At 41.2% G+C, this 14,177-nt stretch carries 15 protein-coding genes; 2 read left to right on the top strand and 13 right to left on the bottom strand.

Annotated elements, in window-relative coordinates; genetic code table 11:
- Nucleotide 1 precedes the first annotated feature (1 nt).
- Nucleotides 2–136, bottom strand: a complete 135-nt coding sequence (locus WAA86_RS13760) for a DUF2256 domain-containing protein (RefSeq protein WP_337301594.1) — start codon at nucleotides 134–136, stop codon at nucleotides 2–4.
- Nucleotides 126–770 carry a flavin reductase family protein gene (locus WAA86_RS13755; protein ID WP_337301593.1) on the bottom strand — a complete coding sequence of 215 codons (645 nt, stop codon included), beginning with the start codon at nucleotides 768–770 and terminating at the stop codon, nucleotides 126–128. The genes WAA86_RS13760 and WAA86_RS13755 overlap by 11 nt, the downstream gene beginning before the upstream one ends.
- 159 nt (nucleotides 771–929) lie before the next feature.
- On the opposite strand from WAA86_RS13755, the gene WAA86_RS13750 reads away from it, so the two are divergent.
- A complete protein-coding gene (locus WAA86_RS13750) occupies nucleotides 930–2,270 on the top strand; it encodes an FAD-dependent oxidoreductase (protein ID WP_337301592.1) in 1,341 nt (446 codons plus the stop codon).
- A gap of 70 nt (nucleotides 2,271–2,340) precedes the next feature.
- Here the strand turns inward: WAA86_RS13750 and WAA86_RS13745 are convergent, their stop codons facing one another.
- The gene (locus WAA86_RS13745; RefSeq protein WP_337301591.1) at nucleotides 2,341–3,120 is read right to left on the bottom strand and encodes a zinc ribbon domain-containing protein; all 780 of its coding nucleotides are present in this window, start codon (nucleotides 3,118–3,120) and stop codon (nucleotides 2,341–2,343) included.
- A gap of 3 nt (nucleotides 3,121–3,123) precedes the next feature.
- Entirely contained in the window at nucleotides 3,124–4,218 is a 1,095-nt protein-coding gene (locus WAA86_RS13740) for a Nif3-like dinuclear metal center hexameric protein (protein ID WP_337301590.1), read from the bottom strand.
- 49 nt (nucleotides 4,219–4,267) lie between these two features.
- Between WAA86_RS13740 and lpxK the strand changes: the two genes are divergently transcribed.
- Nucleotides 4,268–5,260 carry a tetraacyldisaccharide 4'-kinase gene (lpxK, locus tag WAA86_RS13735; RefSeq protein WP_337301589.1) on the top strand — a complete coding sequence of 331 codons (993 nt, stop codon included), beginning with the start codon at nucleotides 4,268–4,270 and terminating at the stop codon, nucleotides 5,258–5,260.
- Here the strand turns inward: lpxK and WAA86_RS13730 are convergent.
- The 9 genes from WAA86_RS13730 to WAA86_RS13690 all read right to left on the bottom strand — a co-directional run bounded on the left by WAA86_RS13730 (nucleotide 5,255) and on the right by WAA86_RS13690 (nucleotide 14,169).
- Nucleotides 5,255–7,480, bottom strand: a complete 2,226-nt coding sequence (locus tag WAA86_RS13730; protein ID WP_337301588.1) for a tetratricopeptide repeat-containing hybrid sensor histidine kinase/response regulator — start codon at nucleotides 7,478–7,480, stop codon at nucleotides 5,255–5,257. The two genes, lpxK and WAA86_RS13730, sit on opposite strands and share 6 nt — an antisense overlap.
- A complete protein-coding gene (gap, locus tag WAA86_RS13725) occupies nucleotides 7,477–8,487 on the bottom strand; it encodes a type I glyceraldehyde-3-phosphate dehydrogenase (RefSeq protein WP_337301587.1) in 1,011 nt (336 codons plus the stop codon). The genes WAA86_RS13730 and gap overlap by 4 nt, the downstream gene beginning before the upstream one ends.
- Before the next feature lie 53 nt (nucleotides 8,488–8,540).
- On the bottom strand, nucleotides 8,541–9,416 hold the full coding sequence (gene lipA, locus WAA86_RS13720) for a lipoyl synthase (protein ID WP_337301586.1): 876 nt from the start codon (nucleotides 9,414–9,416) through the stop codon (nucleotides 8,541–8,543).
- Nucleotides 9,417–9,546: 130 nt separating this feature from the next.
- The gene (locus WAA86_RS13715; RefSeq protein ID WP_337301585.1) at nucleotides 9,547–10,113 is read right to left on the bottom strand and encodes an RNA polymerase sigma factor; all 567 of its coding nucleotides are present in this window, start codon (nucleotides 10,111–10,113) and stop codon (nucleotides 9,547–9,549) included.
- 31 nt (nucleotides 10,114–10,144) lie between these two features.
- A complete protein-coding gene (locus WAA86_RS13710) occupies nucleotides 10,145–10,354 on the bottom strand; it encodes a membrane or secreted protein (RefSeq protein WP_337301584.1) in 210 nt (69 codons plus the stop codon).
- A 76-nt stretch (nucleotides 10,355–10,430) separates the two neighbouring features.
- Nucleotides 10,431–11,189 carry an anti-sigma factor gene (locus tag WAA86_RS13705; protein ID WP_337301583.1) on the bottom strand — a complete coding sequence of 253 codons (759 nt, stop codon included), beginning with the start codon at nucleotides 11,187–11,189 and terminating at the stop codon, nucleotides 10,431–10,433.
- Nucleotides 11,186–11,752, bottom strand: coding sequence for an RNA polymerase sigma factor (locus WAA86_RS13700; protein WP_337301582.1), 567 nt, complete (start codon nucleotides 11,750–11,752; stop codon nucleotides 11,186–11,188). Before WAA86_RS13700 ends, WAA86_RS13705 begins: the two co-directional genes overlap by 4 nt.
- Before the next feature lie 210 nt (nucleotides 11,753–11,962).
- Entirely contained in the window at nucleotides 11,963–12,979 is a 1,017-nt protein-coding gene (murB, locus tag WAA86_RS13695) for a UDP-N-acetylmuramate dehydrogenase (RefSeq protein ID WP_337301581.1), read from the bottom strand.
- On the bottom strand, nucleotides 12,979–14,169 hold the full coding sequence (locus WAA86_RS13690) for a pyridoxal phosphate-dependent aminotransferase (RefSeq protein WP_337301580.1): 1,191 nt from the start codon (nucleotides 14,167–14,169) through the stop codon (nucleotides 12,979–12,981). Before WAA86_RS13690 ends, murB begins: the two co-directional genes overlap by 1 nt.
- Between the last annotated feature and the right edge of the window lie 8 nt (nucleotides 14,170–14,177).

Below are 14,177 nucleotides of genomic sequence, written 5' to 3'. Positions count from 1 at the left end.
TTTATTTATTGCGGCGACACCGTTCACTACAGTATTTTACTTCTTCCCAATGCTTCTCCCATTTTTTTCTCCAAAGGAAGGGTAGTCCACAGGTGACGCAAATTTTACTGGGTAAATTCGGTTTTTTATGTGCCATGATATATGGAATGGGATTCTTGATCGGGCCTGGCGTATGAAAATCGGTCCAGAATTTTGGGAAGGGCATAGCCGTCCAATCCAATAATTGCGGTGGTATCAACCTTGTCCAGATGGACCCATCCATCTTCATTTACAATATCCTTGGGTAGATAAATGTCCAATATTTCCCCAATAATAAGAAGACATCCGTTTTCTTTGATCTCATATTCGCTCAAGTAACGGCACGCCATTTTTATATGGCTTTCTTTGACAAAAGGCGCTTGGAATCCTTCCATGAATTCCTCTGTCAAATGTGATTTGGCAAACTCCGAAATGTCCTCCTCGTATTTAGCCGATGTTTCATGGGCCTTTTTAATGATGTTACTGGGAATTTGGTTTACCGTAAAATATCCGGAGGACTTGAAATTCTCATAAGTATTCCTTTTTACGGTCAAGGGGCGGAGAATGAACCCCAACATGGGCGGATTGCTTCCAATGTGGACCACGGAATTGAAAATGGCCAGATTGGATGTTCCGTTTGGGGATTTGGTGGCCAAAAGATTTGAAGATTTATAGCCGGTACAACTATTGATCAAATTGGCCCTGAACCTAGAATTCAATTGTAATAGCTGTTCTTTGGAGTAATGCATCATGAAATTAATATGTTTAACAAAAATAATAAAAAATTAAACAATATTTTGAAGTATTTATAATTCCTACCTAAATCCTTTCGGTTATACCATTATTCCTAGGAGTTGTGTTTTTTAAATTTAGTATTTTTACAACTTAACATTATCCCCTTATGGGCAAGCATGGCACAAACTCCTAAAAACATTGCAATAGTTGGTTCAGGACTGGTGGGTTCTTTATTGGCACTTTACTTAAGAAAAGCAGGGCATACCATCACTGTATTTGATCGTAGACCGGATATAAGAAATGTTCAATTTTCCGGTCGATCCATAAATCTGGCAATGAGCAATAGGGGATGGAAGTCTTTGAAAGCAATTGGAATAGAAGATGAGATCAAAAAGATTGCCATTCCATTGGATAAAAGGGCGATGCATGTTGTTGGGCAACCACTGTATTTTCAGAAATACGGTAAAGAGGGAGAGGCTATTTGGTCCATTTCAAGAGGGGTGTTGAACAGAAGGATGATCGATTTGGCGGAGGAAGCCGGAGTGGAATTTCGATTCGAGGAGAAGGTATGGGATGTAGATCTGCCCAATGCAAAAATATTCACTGGAGAAACGGAGAAAGGAGCCTGGGAAGAATATGAATATGATGTTATATTCGGATGCGATGGCGCTTTTTCTAGGGTCAGGCACAAAATGCAGCGCCGTAGCCGTTTTGATTATTCGCAAGAATTTATAGATGTAGGGTACAAAGAGCTTACCATTCCTGCAAATGATGATGGGACACACAAGCTAGACAAGCATTCTTTCCATATCTGGCCGAGGGGAAAATTTATGTTTATCGCCATGCCCAATTTGGACGGTAGTTTTACCTGTACCCTGTTCCTGCCTTTTGAGGGAGAAGTTTCCTTTGAGACTATTAAGACGAAAGAGGATGCCAAAAAGTTCTTTACGGCCTATTTCCCGAATGTGATGCAGGATATAGAAAACCTAACCCATGATTTCTTTAATAATCCTACCAGCGCCATGGTCACTACCAAATGTTATCCCTGGACGTATTGGGATAAAGTTGCTTTGGTGGGGGACTCGGCCCATGCGATTGTTCCATTTTATGGTCAGGGCATGAACGCTGGCTTTGAGGATATTTATGTTCTATGTGAGTTACTGGAAAAAAGTGGGGACGATTGGAGTGCAGCTTTCCAAGCTTATCAGGAACTGCGCAAGCCCAATGCAGATGCCATAGCAGAATTGAGCTATCGCAATTTCATGGAAATGAGCAGTAAAACGGCCGATCCCATGTTTTTGTTGCAGAAGAAGATAGAACGTCGATTTTCCGAAAAGTATCCTGAAAAATGGATTCCAAGCTATTCCAGGGTGACCTTTTCTGATGGAACGTATGCCGAAGCACTGGCCATTGGAGACGCTCAGGAACAAATCATGAAACAAATCATGCAAATGCCCCAAATAGAGGAAAAATGGGATTCCCAAGAAGTAGAACAGCGCATTTTGGAGCTGTTGTAGTGGGATTGTACTTCATAAAAAAAGCCAGCTTGATAATGCTGGCTTTTTTATTTGCTATAAAATGTTCTTCTTATAACTTGGAGAACAATTTTTGCATTTTCTCTTGCTCTTCTTCTGCCAAAACAGGATCTACCAAGATTCTTCCACTGTGTTCATCAGTGATAATCTTTTTACGTGAAGCGATCTCTACCTGCACCTGTGGTGGTATGGTAAAGAAAGAACCTCCAGAGGCTCCCCTTTCGATCGGAACTACGGCCAATCCGTTCTTAACATTGTTTCGGATACGTTTGTAAGCTTTTACCAAACGCTCTTCAATCATATCTTCATATTCAGCAGATTTCTTGATCAAAGCCTTTTCTTCCTTTTCAGTCTCGGCCAAGATGGCATCCAATTCACTCTTTTTGTGTTTTAGATGGGCCTCTCTTTCAGACAAACGTTCTTTGGTTTGGGCAATAACTTCTTTCTTTTGCTCAATTTGGGCCTTGAATTCTTTGATGTTCTTTTCGGCCAATTGAACTTCAAGTTCTTGAAATTCCACCTCTTTGGTCAAGGAATTGAACTCCCTACTGTTCCTAACGTTCTTTTGTTGTTCGGTATATTTCTTAACCAAAGCTTTAGATTCGTCAATAAGGTTCTTTTTGGCAGTTATTTCATAGTTGATGGTTTCAACATCGGTTTTTAACTTATCCAATCTTGTTTTAAGGCCAAGCACCTCATCTTCTAAATCTTCTACTTCCAAAGGTAGTTCTCCACGAACATTACGTATTTCGTCAACCCGAGAATCAATTAATTGCAAGTCGTATAATGCTCTTAATTTTTCTTCTGCTGTTGCTTCTGTTTTTGTTGCCATATATTAAAAATACTTGATGGGATTTGTTATGCTCTCCGCTAAAGAGATTGCAAAATTAGGAATTTTTTTTGTAAGATGGTCAACTAATAGATTTTTTGTAAACTGCTCTGTTTCAAAATGTCCAATATCTGCAAGTACTATTTTGTTCTCCGCTTCATAAAATTGATGATATTTAAGGTCGGCCGTGATAAAAATATCGGCTTTTGCCCCAATGGCGGCGGCAATAGCAAATGAGCCACTGCCTCCCAAAACGGCTACTTTTTTGATCTTTTTCCCCATTAAATTGGAATGTCGGATACAAGAGACGTTCATTTGTTTTTTAACCCATTTCATAAATTCCTCTTCGTCCATAGGTTTTTTCAGGATTCCTACCATACCGATGCCAATATGCTGATTTTTGTTCTCCAGGGTGTGGATTTCGTAGGCGACTTCCTCATAGGGGTGTGTCTGTATAAGGGCGTTGATAATATGGGACTGGTCTGCCTTGGCATAGGTAACGCTGATCTGTGTTTCTTCCTCGTAGTGCACCTGTCCAATTTCTCCTATGGTCGGATTGGCATTTTCTCCTGCTTTATAGCTTCCAGTGCCATTCACGGAGAAACTACAATTGCTGTAGTTTCCAATATTGCCTGCGCCCGCCCTAAATAGGGCTTCCTTAAGCTCTTGGGCATGGGCTTTTGGAACATAGGTTGTCAATTTTTTAATGGTCCCTTTTTGAGGGATCAGGATTTTTGGATTTTGAATCCCTAAAACTTCACATATTTTAGAGTTTACGCCTATTCGTGCATTGTCCAGTGCGGTATGCATGCTATATAGTGCAATATCATTTTTGATGCATTTGAGAACTACCCGTTCCACATAGTTTTTACCCGTAATTTTCTTTAAACCGCTAAATATAATGGGATGGAAACTGATGATAAGGTTGCAGTTTTTTTCTATGGCCTCGTCAACCACATTTTCCAACGTGTCCAAGGTCACTAAGATCCCAGTGACCTCCATATTTTTGTCGCCAATGAGAAGGCCTACGTTGTCAAAATCTTCTGCATAGGCCAAAGGCGCCAATTCCTCAAGTATTCCGGTAACTTCGTTTACGATCATTTTTGAATTTTATAGCCCTTCAAAGATAAAATATTATATTTTCGTTCCGATGAAGCTACTTAGAAAAATAGGGTTTCCAATTTCCCTGATCTATGGATTGGTGGTCTATATAAGAAATATGATGTTCGATTATGGACTATTTCAATCCAATTCATATGACACTCCAACCATTTGTGTCGGTAATTTAAGTGTTGGGGGAACAGGAAAAACCCCCATGATCGAATATCTAATTGCGCTCTTAAAGGATAATCGAAGGTTGGCAGTCCTCAGCAGGGGTTATGGAAGAAAAACCAAGGGGTTTTTAAAAGCGGGACCCTCTACCTCAGTAGAACATATTGGCGATGAGCCTTTTCAGATTTTTAAGAAATACCCTCAAATCTCCTTGGTCGTGGACGCCGATAGGAGGCATGGCATAGCGGTATTGGAAAAAGACGAAAAGCCTGATCTGATCCTATTGGATGATGCCTTTCAACATCGAAAGGTAAAACCTGCCTTCTCTATTCTTTTAACCGCCTACGGAAATTTATATGTGGATGACTGGTATTTGCCAAGTGGAAATTTAAGGGATGGGAAGAAAGAGGCAGGCCGAGCCGACCTTATCGTGGTAACCAAATGTCCTCCTAATTTAAGTTTGGGAGATCAGGGGCAGATTACCAGTAAACTTCAACCATTAAAACATCAGCAAGTGTTGTTCAGTACGCTTGTGTATGATACCCTTTTGCAAGGAGAGGGGGGTAGTTTGGAACTGGAAGAGCTGAGGGGTAAGAAGGTGTTGTTGGTTACGGGTATTGCCAATCCGGCACCTTTGCTCGCCTATCTCAATGATGCATCCGTGATCTTTGACCATCTGGAATTTAGGGACCATCACTTTTTTACAGATAAGGAAATCGCACTTTTTAATTCCAAGGAAATGATCCTGACCACCGAAAAGGATTATGTCAGGTTAAAAGGCAAGGTAAACAACCTTTATTACATTGGAATAGAGCACCGTTTTTTAGGGGATGGAAGGCAGCAATTGCTGAACGCTTTAACTACGTTATGATGCCGGATTCTTTACTTTGGGAGAAAAGATATTCTGACCAATTTTTTGATAAAACACTTCTGGCTTAAACGGTTTTGTTACCACATCATTGACGCCCGCAGCATAGAAACTCTCCAAGCTATCGTCTAGGGAAATGGCCGTTAATGCGATGATGGGCAAGGTGGTGTTGAATTTTCTGATTTCTATGGTTGCCTCTTCCCCACTAATACCCGGCATGTGAATATCCATCAATACGGCATCATAGGTGTTGTTCCTCACCATTTCAATGGCCTCGGTTCCATTACTGGCGATGTCGCAGGTCACTTCCTTTTTAAGCAGCATTTTCTTAGTGATGACTTGGTTGATCTTGTTGTCCTCCACGATCAAAATATGCAACCCGGTAAGGTCGTAATCCTTTTCTGTGATCTGGAAGTTCATATCCTCTATGTCACTTCCTTCGGCTGTCTTCAGGGTAAGCTCAAAGAAGAAGGAACTGCCTTTCCCAAGTTCACTCTTTAACCTGATCTTGCTTCCAAATAGGCCAAGTAAGCTTTTAACAATGGTAAGGCCAAGGCCTGTCCCACCATACTCCCTGTTGATTTGAATAGATCCCTGCTCAAAACTGTCAAAGATATTTTCTTGCTTTTCCGGTGCAATTCCAATTCCGGTATCCTTAACCTCGAAATATATGGTTACCTCATCCTCGTGCTGTTCCTGGAGTTTGGTGATCACCGTAACTTCTCCTTTTTTAGTGAACTTAAGGGCATTGCCAACCAAATTGATAAAGATCTGTGACAATTTTAAAGGATCACTCAGCAGGTGGGAAGGGATGTTTGGATCGTAGTCCAAGTTAATGACCGTCTTGTTCGCCTTGGCACTCTGCTGCAGCGAATTGATAACATCGGTCAAGACCTTTTTAAGGCTGAACTCAATATTTAAAGGTTCCAGCTTATCTGCATCAATTTTATTGATCTGTAGGATATCATTGATAAAATTCAATAAATAGTCCCCTGAAAATTTTAAGGCCTTTAAATGCTCTTCCTGTTTTTTGCTTGGGTTTTCTTCCAAGAGCAAGTGGGTGAGTCCGGTTACTGCGTATAATGGCGTCCGCAATTCGTGACTTACCGTTGAAAGAAAGTTGGTTTTGGCCTCCATGGATTGCACTGCGGCGTCCCTGGCGGTCTGCAGCTCCCTATTTTTGGTGTGCAGTAGGTCATTTGTTTTTAGTTTGATCTGATTGTTCCTATATAAGGAAACCGCCAAAAGTGATATGATGGTCAAAAACGCAGAGGTCAAGATGGCCGTAATCTCCGAACGACTCGAAGACTCGTTCAGATCTTGTATCTCAATATCCTGTTTTTTAATGGTGCTTTCCATCAACTCCCCGCGTAATTGATCGGCAGTTTTGATTTGTGCACTAGTTTTTTCAAACGCTAATAAGGAGTCTTTGATCCGGAGAAGATTTTGGTTGTAGACCAAGGCGGAATCATATTTTCCCAATTTTTCAAAGGCTTTCGCCAATAGCTCATTGGCTTCCAATACTTCCTGGTGGAAATTGTTTTCCCTAGCCAGGGATAACGCGTTTTTTCCATTTTTGGCTGCCGATTCCAAGCTGTCCAATAGGATATTCAATTCCGTTAGTCCCAAATAGGCTTTTGTGGTCAAATAGGTCTTTTCGTATTTGTCACTATTGACCACCAAAGAATTGAAATTTTTGGAGGCTATACGATATTTTTCCATTTTGAGGGATATGTTCCCTTCCAATAATGATATTTCGTTCAAAAGATGCCTGTCATTGCTCAACTCCCTGGCCTCTGACAATAGTTTGGTAGCTTGGTAGGGCTTTCCGTTCCTGAATAAATTTAGGGCGTCTATGTACTTATGGGTGGCCGTACCGTGGGGATAGGTTATTACATTGAGATAAATGTCAGCGCGTTCATAGTAGAAAATGGCATTGTCCTCTTTGTTGAGTTTCAGATTCAAAAGGGAAATTTCGTGATAGCTGTCAATGATGGTCTTAATGTCCTCTTTTTCTTCCGCAAGATTGGCAGCCTTGGTCATGGCCTTAATGGCAAGGTCTATTTTATTTTCGTTCTTGTACCTTATAGCTTCGGAGAAATAGGTGTCTATGTCCTTCACAGGAGTTGAACTGTCCTGAGCGGAAACAAATTGGAAGGCGGACATGACCACCGCCATCAGCAGGATTTGTGCAATCCTCTTGTATCTGTATTTAATTCTCAAACGTACTTATTCTTAATCAATAAATTAATTAGGTCAACTATTCTACAACTGTATCCGGTTTCATTGTCATACCATCCTATGATTTTCACCATTTTCCCTATTACGGAAGTCATCTGAGAATCAAACGTACAAGAATAGGAACTATTGTTTATATCAATAGAAACTATTGGGTCTTCAGTGTAAAAAAGTATATTTTTTAATTCCTTTTTCGAAATTTCCTCAAATGCCGCATTGATTTCCGCAATGGAAGTTTCTTTTTTAACGTTCAAAGTAATGTCTGTCAAAGATCCATTTGGTACAGGTACACGGATCCCGCATCCTCCAATTACATTGGCCAAATCCGGAAATATGGTAGTCAGGGCCTTAGCTGCTCCTGTGGTTGTTGGAATGATCGACTGTGAGGCCGCCCTAGACCTTCTCAAGTCCCTATGGGGCTGGTCGTGCAGGCTTTGGTCCGAAGTGTAGGAGTGGACCGTGGTAATATAGGCCTGTTCTACCCCGCAGAGCTCATGGACGACCTTGATCATCGGAGCAGCATTGTTGGTGGTACAGGAGGCGTTGGAAATAATATGGTCATCCTGTGTGATGATACCTTCGTTTACACCATAGACAACCATTTTAATACTATCATCCACGGGAGGTACGGATAGAATGACCTTTTTTGCCCCATTGTCCAAATGAAATTGCAGGTCTTTCTGCGTTTTGAACTTGCCGGTGGCTTCAATCACAATATCGACCCCATAAGTTGCCCAATCGATCCGTTGCGGATGGTCATGATTGGATAGGACTATTTTTTTGTCATCAACCAGGATATGGTCGGCATCATGTCCAATATTCTTGGTGGATACCCCATGGATACTGTCGTATTTTAACAAATGGGCCAAGGTCTTGGAGTCGGCCAGGTCATTGATGGCAACAATATTGAAGTGGGGATTGCCCAGCATCAATCTGCAAACCGTTCTTCCTATTCTTCCAAAACCATTTATACCAATATTTACTTTTTTCATTTGAAAAAAATCCCGCCGTAGCGGGATGGATTTATTTTATATGTAGCTTTTTGTTAATCGATATGCTTATGGGCTTTGTAGGAAGAGCGCACCAAAGCCCCACTTTCCACATGCCTAAAGCCCATTTTCAATCCGAGTTCCTCGTATTTTTTAAATTGTTCGGGAGTAATGAATTCCTTGACCGGAAGATGTCTTTTGGATGGTTGAAGGTATTGGCCAATGGTGATAACATCCACATTTGCCTTTCTTAGGTCCTCCATGGTCTCTATGACTTCTTCTTCCAATTCACCAAGTCCAAGCATGATTCCAGATTTGGTCCTTCTGGCCCCATTGTCCTTTAGGTATCTCAAGACTTCCAAACTTCTTTCGTATTTGGCTTGGATGCGAACTTCTCTGGTCAACCTTTTAACGGTTTCCATATTGTGGGAGACCACTTCTGGAGATACGGCAATGATACGGTCCAAATGGGTTTCTATTCCCTGGAAATCAGGAATTAGGGTTTCCAATGTGGTATTGGGGTTCATTCGTCTGATGGCCTTCACCGTTTCTGCCCAAATTATGGAACCCATGTCCTTGATGTCGTCCCTATCCACAGAGGTTATTACGGCATGCTTTATACCCATAATCTTGATGGAACGGGCAACTTTTTCCGGTTCCTCCCAATCCACATCTTCTGGTCTTCCGGTCTTAACACCACAGAATCCGCAGGATCTGGTACATACATTACCTAAAATCATGAAAGTTGCGGTTCCTTCACCCCAGCATTCGCCCATATTGGGACAGCTTCCAGAGGTACATATGGTATGGAGATTATATTTGTCTACCAGTCCCCTTAATTGGGTATATTTTTTACCGGTAGGGAGTTTTACACGTAGCCATTTTGGTTTTCCTTTAGGTGGGCTTACACTTTCTACGGTTTCAATGCTCATGCTCTAATTTTTTACAAAGATACAAAATGGGATTTGTATTATTTCATTTTGGGACAGGAACCAAAATCATAATACTTTGTTATTTTATGTATGATGTGTTATTATTTTTCCGGACCAGTAGGGTCCTCTGTTATTTTTTATTTTGGATGACCTCTGCCAGAAGTTTTTTTGCACGCAGCAATTTCACCTTCACATTATTGAGGGGTTCATTGAGTTCTAGGGCAATATCGGCATAGCTCATCTCATTGAAATACCTCAGGTTGATGACCTTTTGGTAATGGGGCTTCAATTTTTTGATGTAGTAGAGTAGGGTAGCCAAATCTTGTTCCCGGATCAATTGATCCTCTGGCGAAGGGGCATCGTCCAATACCCTTTTGATGGCGTCACTGCTGCTGTCACCGGAATTCTCAAAGATATTCCGCTTGCGCTTGCGGATAAGGTCAACATGTAGGTTTTTTGAAATCGTGATCAACCAAGTTTTGAACTCATAGTTGTCATCGTAGGTGTCGATTTTGTCAAATGCCTTTGAAAACGTCTGTATGGTGATGTCCTCGGCGTCGTTCTCATTTCTGGTCCTGATGAGTTGAAAGCCATAGACATCGTTCCAAAAAGTATCCAGCAAGGTGCTAAAGGCTATCTGATTTCCCAGTTTAGCCTTCTCAATGGTAGTGTTTAACGTGTCCTTAGTTTTGTCCAAATAGAGTTCTTAATAAGAAGCAGAAGGCACTCTATTGAAGTTCCGTACCTGAATCCTTTTTGCAATCTTGCTCGCTGGGAAGTTTGCCACAGAAGCCACAGGCTTCTCCATCCTGATTTAAAAACGGACTTTGGCTGGCACAGGTGCCTGCAAATTTCCCATCTTTCTTAGACCAGATTTTTATGGCTATTCCAGCAAATCCTATAGCTAATAGACCAATAGTCAATAGTAATAGTTTCATATCTAAATTTTGGTCAAAGATATAAAATTAATGACCTTTTAAAGGGGAATTAGAACTACTTTAAGATTTGAACTTTTTAATAGGTGATATTGGCCACTATATTTTCCACGGTAGGAGCCATGTTGCCTCCTTTTTGTTCAATGGTGATATATCCAATGGCATTATCGGCATATGGCAGGGCCAACATTTTATCTTTGTCTGTTATTTCTTTGATAATCCCAAGGTTTACCATTTCGCCATTCACCTCTGCCCACATTTGGAAACATTTGTCCTCAGGTAGTTGGGGTAAATTCCTTACGTTGATATAAGATAGTTTTTTTACGGGGTTGATATAAGCGATAGCTTTTAAGTCCTTGGCATTTTTATTGCCTTTAACGGTATATTTTTTGGTCAAAGGATTGTTCAGGACAATAAATTGGTTCCTAACATCTTCCAATTGTTCCCTCATGTCAGCCTCCAACGTTTTTATTTTATTGGAAACAATAGTGTTTTCTTCCATCAGACTTTTATTCTGGTCCCAAAAGAAATAGGAAGAACCTGCAAATATGAAAACGGCCACACTGGCGGCGATCGCATATCTTGTAAATCTTTTGCGAATGGAATTTTGGGCCTTAATGGTACCCAAAATCTTTTCTTTTAGTCCGTCCGGAGATTTTATCGCATGCAATTTAGCATAAGCCTCAAGGTTGTCCTGTAGTTCAAGGTACATGGCCCTAACCTCTGGATACATGGCTATGTATCTTTCAACCTGTAAAGTTTCTTCCTTCTTAGTGGCCCCCAATAGGTACTTTTCCAACAAATCGGAATCTAGGAATAATTTAATTTTTTCTTTCATGACAACATACTTATTAGAGGCCATAGCACCATCGAAGAGCCGTAAATTTTCTTTAATTCCCGAAGCCCAATCTTTAGTCTGGATTTTATGGTTCCCAAAGGTATATCCAGTTCTTCGCTGGCTTCTTGTTGTGTCATGCCCTGGAAAAAAAGGGCATCCAAAACAATCTGATACTTAGGTTCCAATTTGTCCAAATTCTCTTGAACGTCCATTAACTCTGGCCTAGTGCTATCTACGCCTATTCTATATACGTCGGAAACATCTATTTGGATTTCCTTATCAGTTTTTGTATTTACACTCCTTAATTTGTCGATGGCAGTATTTCTGGTGATGCGAAACAACCAGGTAAAAAGCTTGGCCTTGGAGGAATCATAGGAGTCCGATTTTTTCCAAATCTTGACAAAACTTTCTTGAACAATATCTTGGGCTAGGTCATGGTCCTTGACCACCTTGTACGCAACCCCGAACAACGTATCACCATAGTGTTCGTATAGGAGAGAGATGGCTTTTTCATTCCGCTCCTGCAGTAATTCAACAATATGTTTTTCAAGAAGTACGCTCATACATATTTTGCGTTTAGAGAATTTTAACGCTATCAAAAAATCCAAGGATACTTAAGTACCGTAAATACATCTGAACGCTAAGGTATAAAATTGATGGTTAAACATAATTTTATTACCCGTTTTTAATAAGTTAAGTGTGCAACTGGTAATTGCACATTTATGTTTGGTTAGTTTGGTTTGGTTTGACCCCCGTTGATTTTTCTTCGGGGGTTATTTTATGATATTAACCTCTGGTACTATTTCTATACCGAAGTTGTCCCAGACCTTCTTTTGTATGGTATGGGCCAATTCAATAATTTCTTTTCCACTGGCATTCCCATAATTGACCAGAACCAAGGCTTGGTTTTTATGGACACCTGCATCCCCAAATCTTTTTCCCTTAAAGCCACATTGTTCTATCAGCCAACCTGCGGGCACCTTATATTCCTCCTCGGAGACCTTGAAGTAATGGGCTTCTGGATTGTGTTTGATAAATAGTTCAAACTCATTTTTGGTCAATACGGGGTTTTTAAAAAAACTACCGCTGTTTCCCAATTCCTTGGGATCGGGAAGCTTACTTTTGCGTATGGCCACTACGGCATCGGAAACATCCTTTATGGTGGGGTTTGTGACCTGTTGTTGTTCCATTTCTGTCTCAATGGCCCCGTATGAGGTATTGAGCTTATGGTCTTTCTTGGTCAATTGAAATTTTACGGAGGTAATAATGTACCTGCCCTTGCCCTCATTTTTAAAATAGGAGTCCCTATATCCAAACTGGCACGCCTCTTTGGAAAAAGTCTTCAGTTCCAGAGTTTCCATATCCATGGCCTCACAGCTCACAAAGCAATCTTTCAGCTCCACGCCATAGGCACCAATGTTCTGAATAGGGGCAGTGCCCGTATATCCCGGAATCAGGGATAAATTTTCAAGACCCCCGTAATTTTGATCCAAGGTCCAGAGTACCATATCGTGCCAGTTCTCCCCGGCCATGACCTCTACAGTCACATGGTTTTCATTTTCCGAATTTACATGTATGCCCTTGATATGGATATAAAGTACCAGGGCGTCAATGTCTTTGGTGATCAGCATATTGCTGCCGCCACTGAGGATGAATTTTTCCTGATGATCCTTTAGTTTAAGGGCATTGCGCAATTCTTCCAAGGAGGTGATCTCACAAAAGAAACGCGCTTTGGCATCAATACCAAAGGTGTTGTATGGTTTTAAGGATATGTTCTCTTGTACGGTCATTATCCTTGGTAGGCTTCTAAAGCTGCCTTTAATATTTGAACGGCCCTGGTAATGTTTTCCTTGTCCAAAACATAGGCAATCCTGATTTGGTTCTTGCCCAAGCCTTCTGTAGCGTAAAATCCTGCTGCAGGAGCCACCATTACCGTCTCACCATGAAGTTCAAAAGATTCCAATAACCATTGTGCAAAATGGTCGGCATCTGCAATGGGTAGTTCTGCGATGCAGTAAAATGCCCCTTGGGGCTTGGCAACTTTTAATCCTTTTATTTTTTCCAATTCGGAGATCAAGAGGTTTCTGCGGGCCACATATTCTACCTTAACATCATCAAAGTAGCTTTGTGGCGTCTCCAATGCCGCTTCCGAGGCAATTTGTGCATAGGTGGGCGGGGATAACCTTGCCTGTGCAAACTTCAGTGCCGTTTTGATCACATTTTTGTTCTTGGAAACCAAGCATCCAATCCGTGCCCCACACATACTATATCTTTTGGAAACCGAGTCCACCACAATGGCATGCTCTTCCAATCCTGCTACCTGCAAAACGGAATAGTGTTCCTTGCCCTCATAGGTAAATTCCCTATATACTTCATCGGCCACAAGGAACAGGTCGTGCTTTTTTACGATGTCCGCCAGCTTTTCAATCTCATCCTTACTGTAAAGGTAGCCTGTAGGGTTCCCTGGATTACAGATCAAAATAGCCTTGGTTTTTGGGGTAATCAATTTTTCAAATTCCGCTATAGGCGGTAAAGCAAAATTATTTTCAATTTTAGAAACCACCGGTATCACGGTAACGCCTGCCGCTGTGGCAAAGCCATTGTAATTGGCATAAAACGGTTCTGGGATAATGATTTCATCATCATTGTCCATGATACTTCCCATGGCAAAGGCCAAGGCCTCGGACCCGCCGGTAGTTATGATTATTTCTGGTGCCGTAACATGAATGTCGTTTTTGGCATAATAGCCGGCCAATTTTTCGCGATAGATCTCAGACCCTTCGGTTCTACTGTATTCCAATACCTCCAAGGTATTGTTCTTCACTGCGTCCAAGGCTACTTTTGGAGTTTTTATATCCGGTTGCCCTATATTCAAGTGAATGACCTTAGTACCTCTCTTTTTGGCGTCTTCGGCATAGGGTACTAATTTTCTAATAGGGGATTCGGGCATGGAGAGCCCTTTTTGAGAAATATTCGGCATGAATTCAA

It is taken from the genome of Sediminicola sp. 1XM1-17, assembly GCF_037203765.1.
In the GTDB taxonomy this organism is placed as follows: domain Bacteria; phylum Bacteroidota; class Bacteroidia; order Flavobacteriales; family Flavobacteriaceae; genus Sediminicola.
Note: the sequence above shows the minus strand (reverse complement) of the source record. Positions and strands in the feature narration are given on the sequence as shown.

Bases quoted from the DNA above. Each gene is read 5' to 3' on its own strand.
- lpxK (WP_337301589.1), top strand. From the start codon at position 4,268: ATGAAGCTACTTAGAAAAATAGGGTTTCCAATTTCCCTGATCTATGGA.
- WAA86_RS13745 (WP_337301591.1), bottom strand. From the start codon at position 3,120: ATGGCAACAAAAACAGAAGCAACAGCAGAAGAAAAATTAAGAGCATTA.
- WAA86_RS13710 (WP_337301584.1), bottom strand. From the start codon at position 10,354: ATGAAACTATTACTATTGACTATTGGTCTATTAGCTATAGGATTTGCT.
- gap (WP_337301587.1), bottom strand. From the start codon at position 8,487: ATGAAAAAAGTAAATATTGGTATAAATGGTTTTGGAAGAATAGGAAGA.
- murB (WP_337301581.1), bottom strand. From the start codon at position 12,979: ATGACCGTACAAGAGAACATATCCTTAAAACCATACAACACCTTTGGT.
- WAA86_RS13755 (WP_337301593.1), bottom strand. From the start codon at position 770: ATGATGCATTACTCCAAAGAACAGCTATTACAATTGAATTCTAGGTTC.
- WAA86_RS13700 (WP_337301582.1), bottom strand. From the start codon at position 11,752: ATGAGCGTACTTCTTGAAAAACATATTGTTGAATTACTGCAGGAGCGG.
- WAA86_RS13740 (WP_337301590.1), bottom strand. From the start codon at position 4,218: ATGATCGTAAACGAAGTTACCGGAATACTTGAGGAATTGGCGCCTTTG.
- WAA86_RS13750 (WP_337301592.1), top strand. From the start codon at position 930: ATGGCACAAACTCCTAAAAACATTGCAATAGTTGGTTCAGGACTGGTG.
- lipA (WP_337301586.1), bottom strand. From the start codon at position 9,416: ATGAGCATTGAAACCGTAGAAAGTGTAAGCCCACCTAAAGGAAAACCA.
- WAA86_RS13705 (WP_337301583.1), bottom strand. From the start codon at position 11,189: ATGAAAGAAAAAATTAAATTATTCCTAGATTCCGATTTGTTGGAAAAG.
- WAA86_RS13690 (WP_337301580.1), bottom strand. From the start codon at position 14,169: ATGCCGAATATTTCTCAAAAAGGGCTCTCCATGCCCGAATCCCCTATT.
- WAA86_RS13760 (WP_337301594.1), bottom strand. From the start codon at position 136: ATGGCACATAAAAAACCGAATTTACCCAGTAAAATTTGCGTCACCTGT.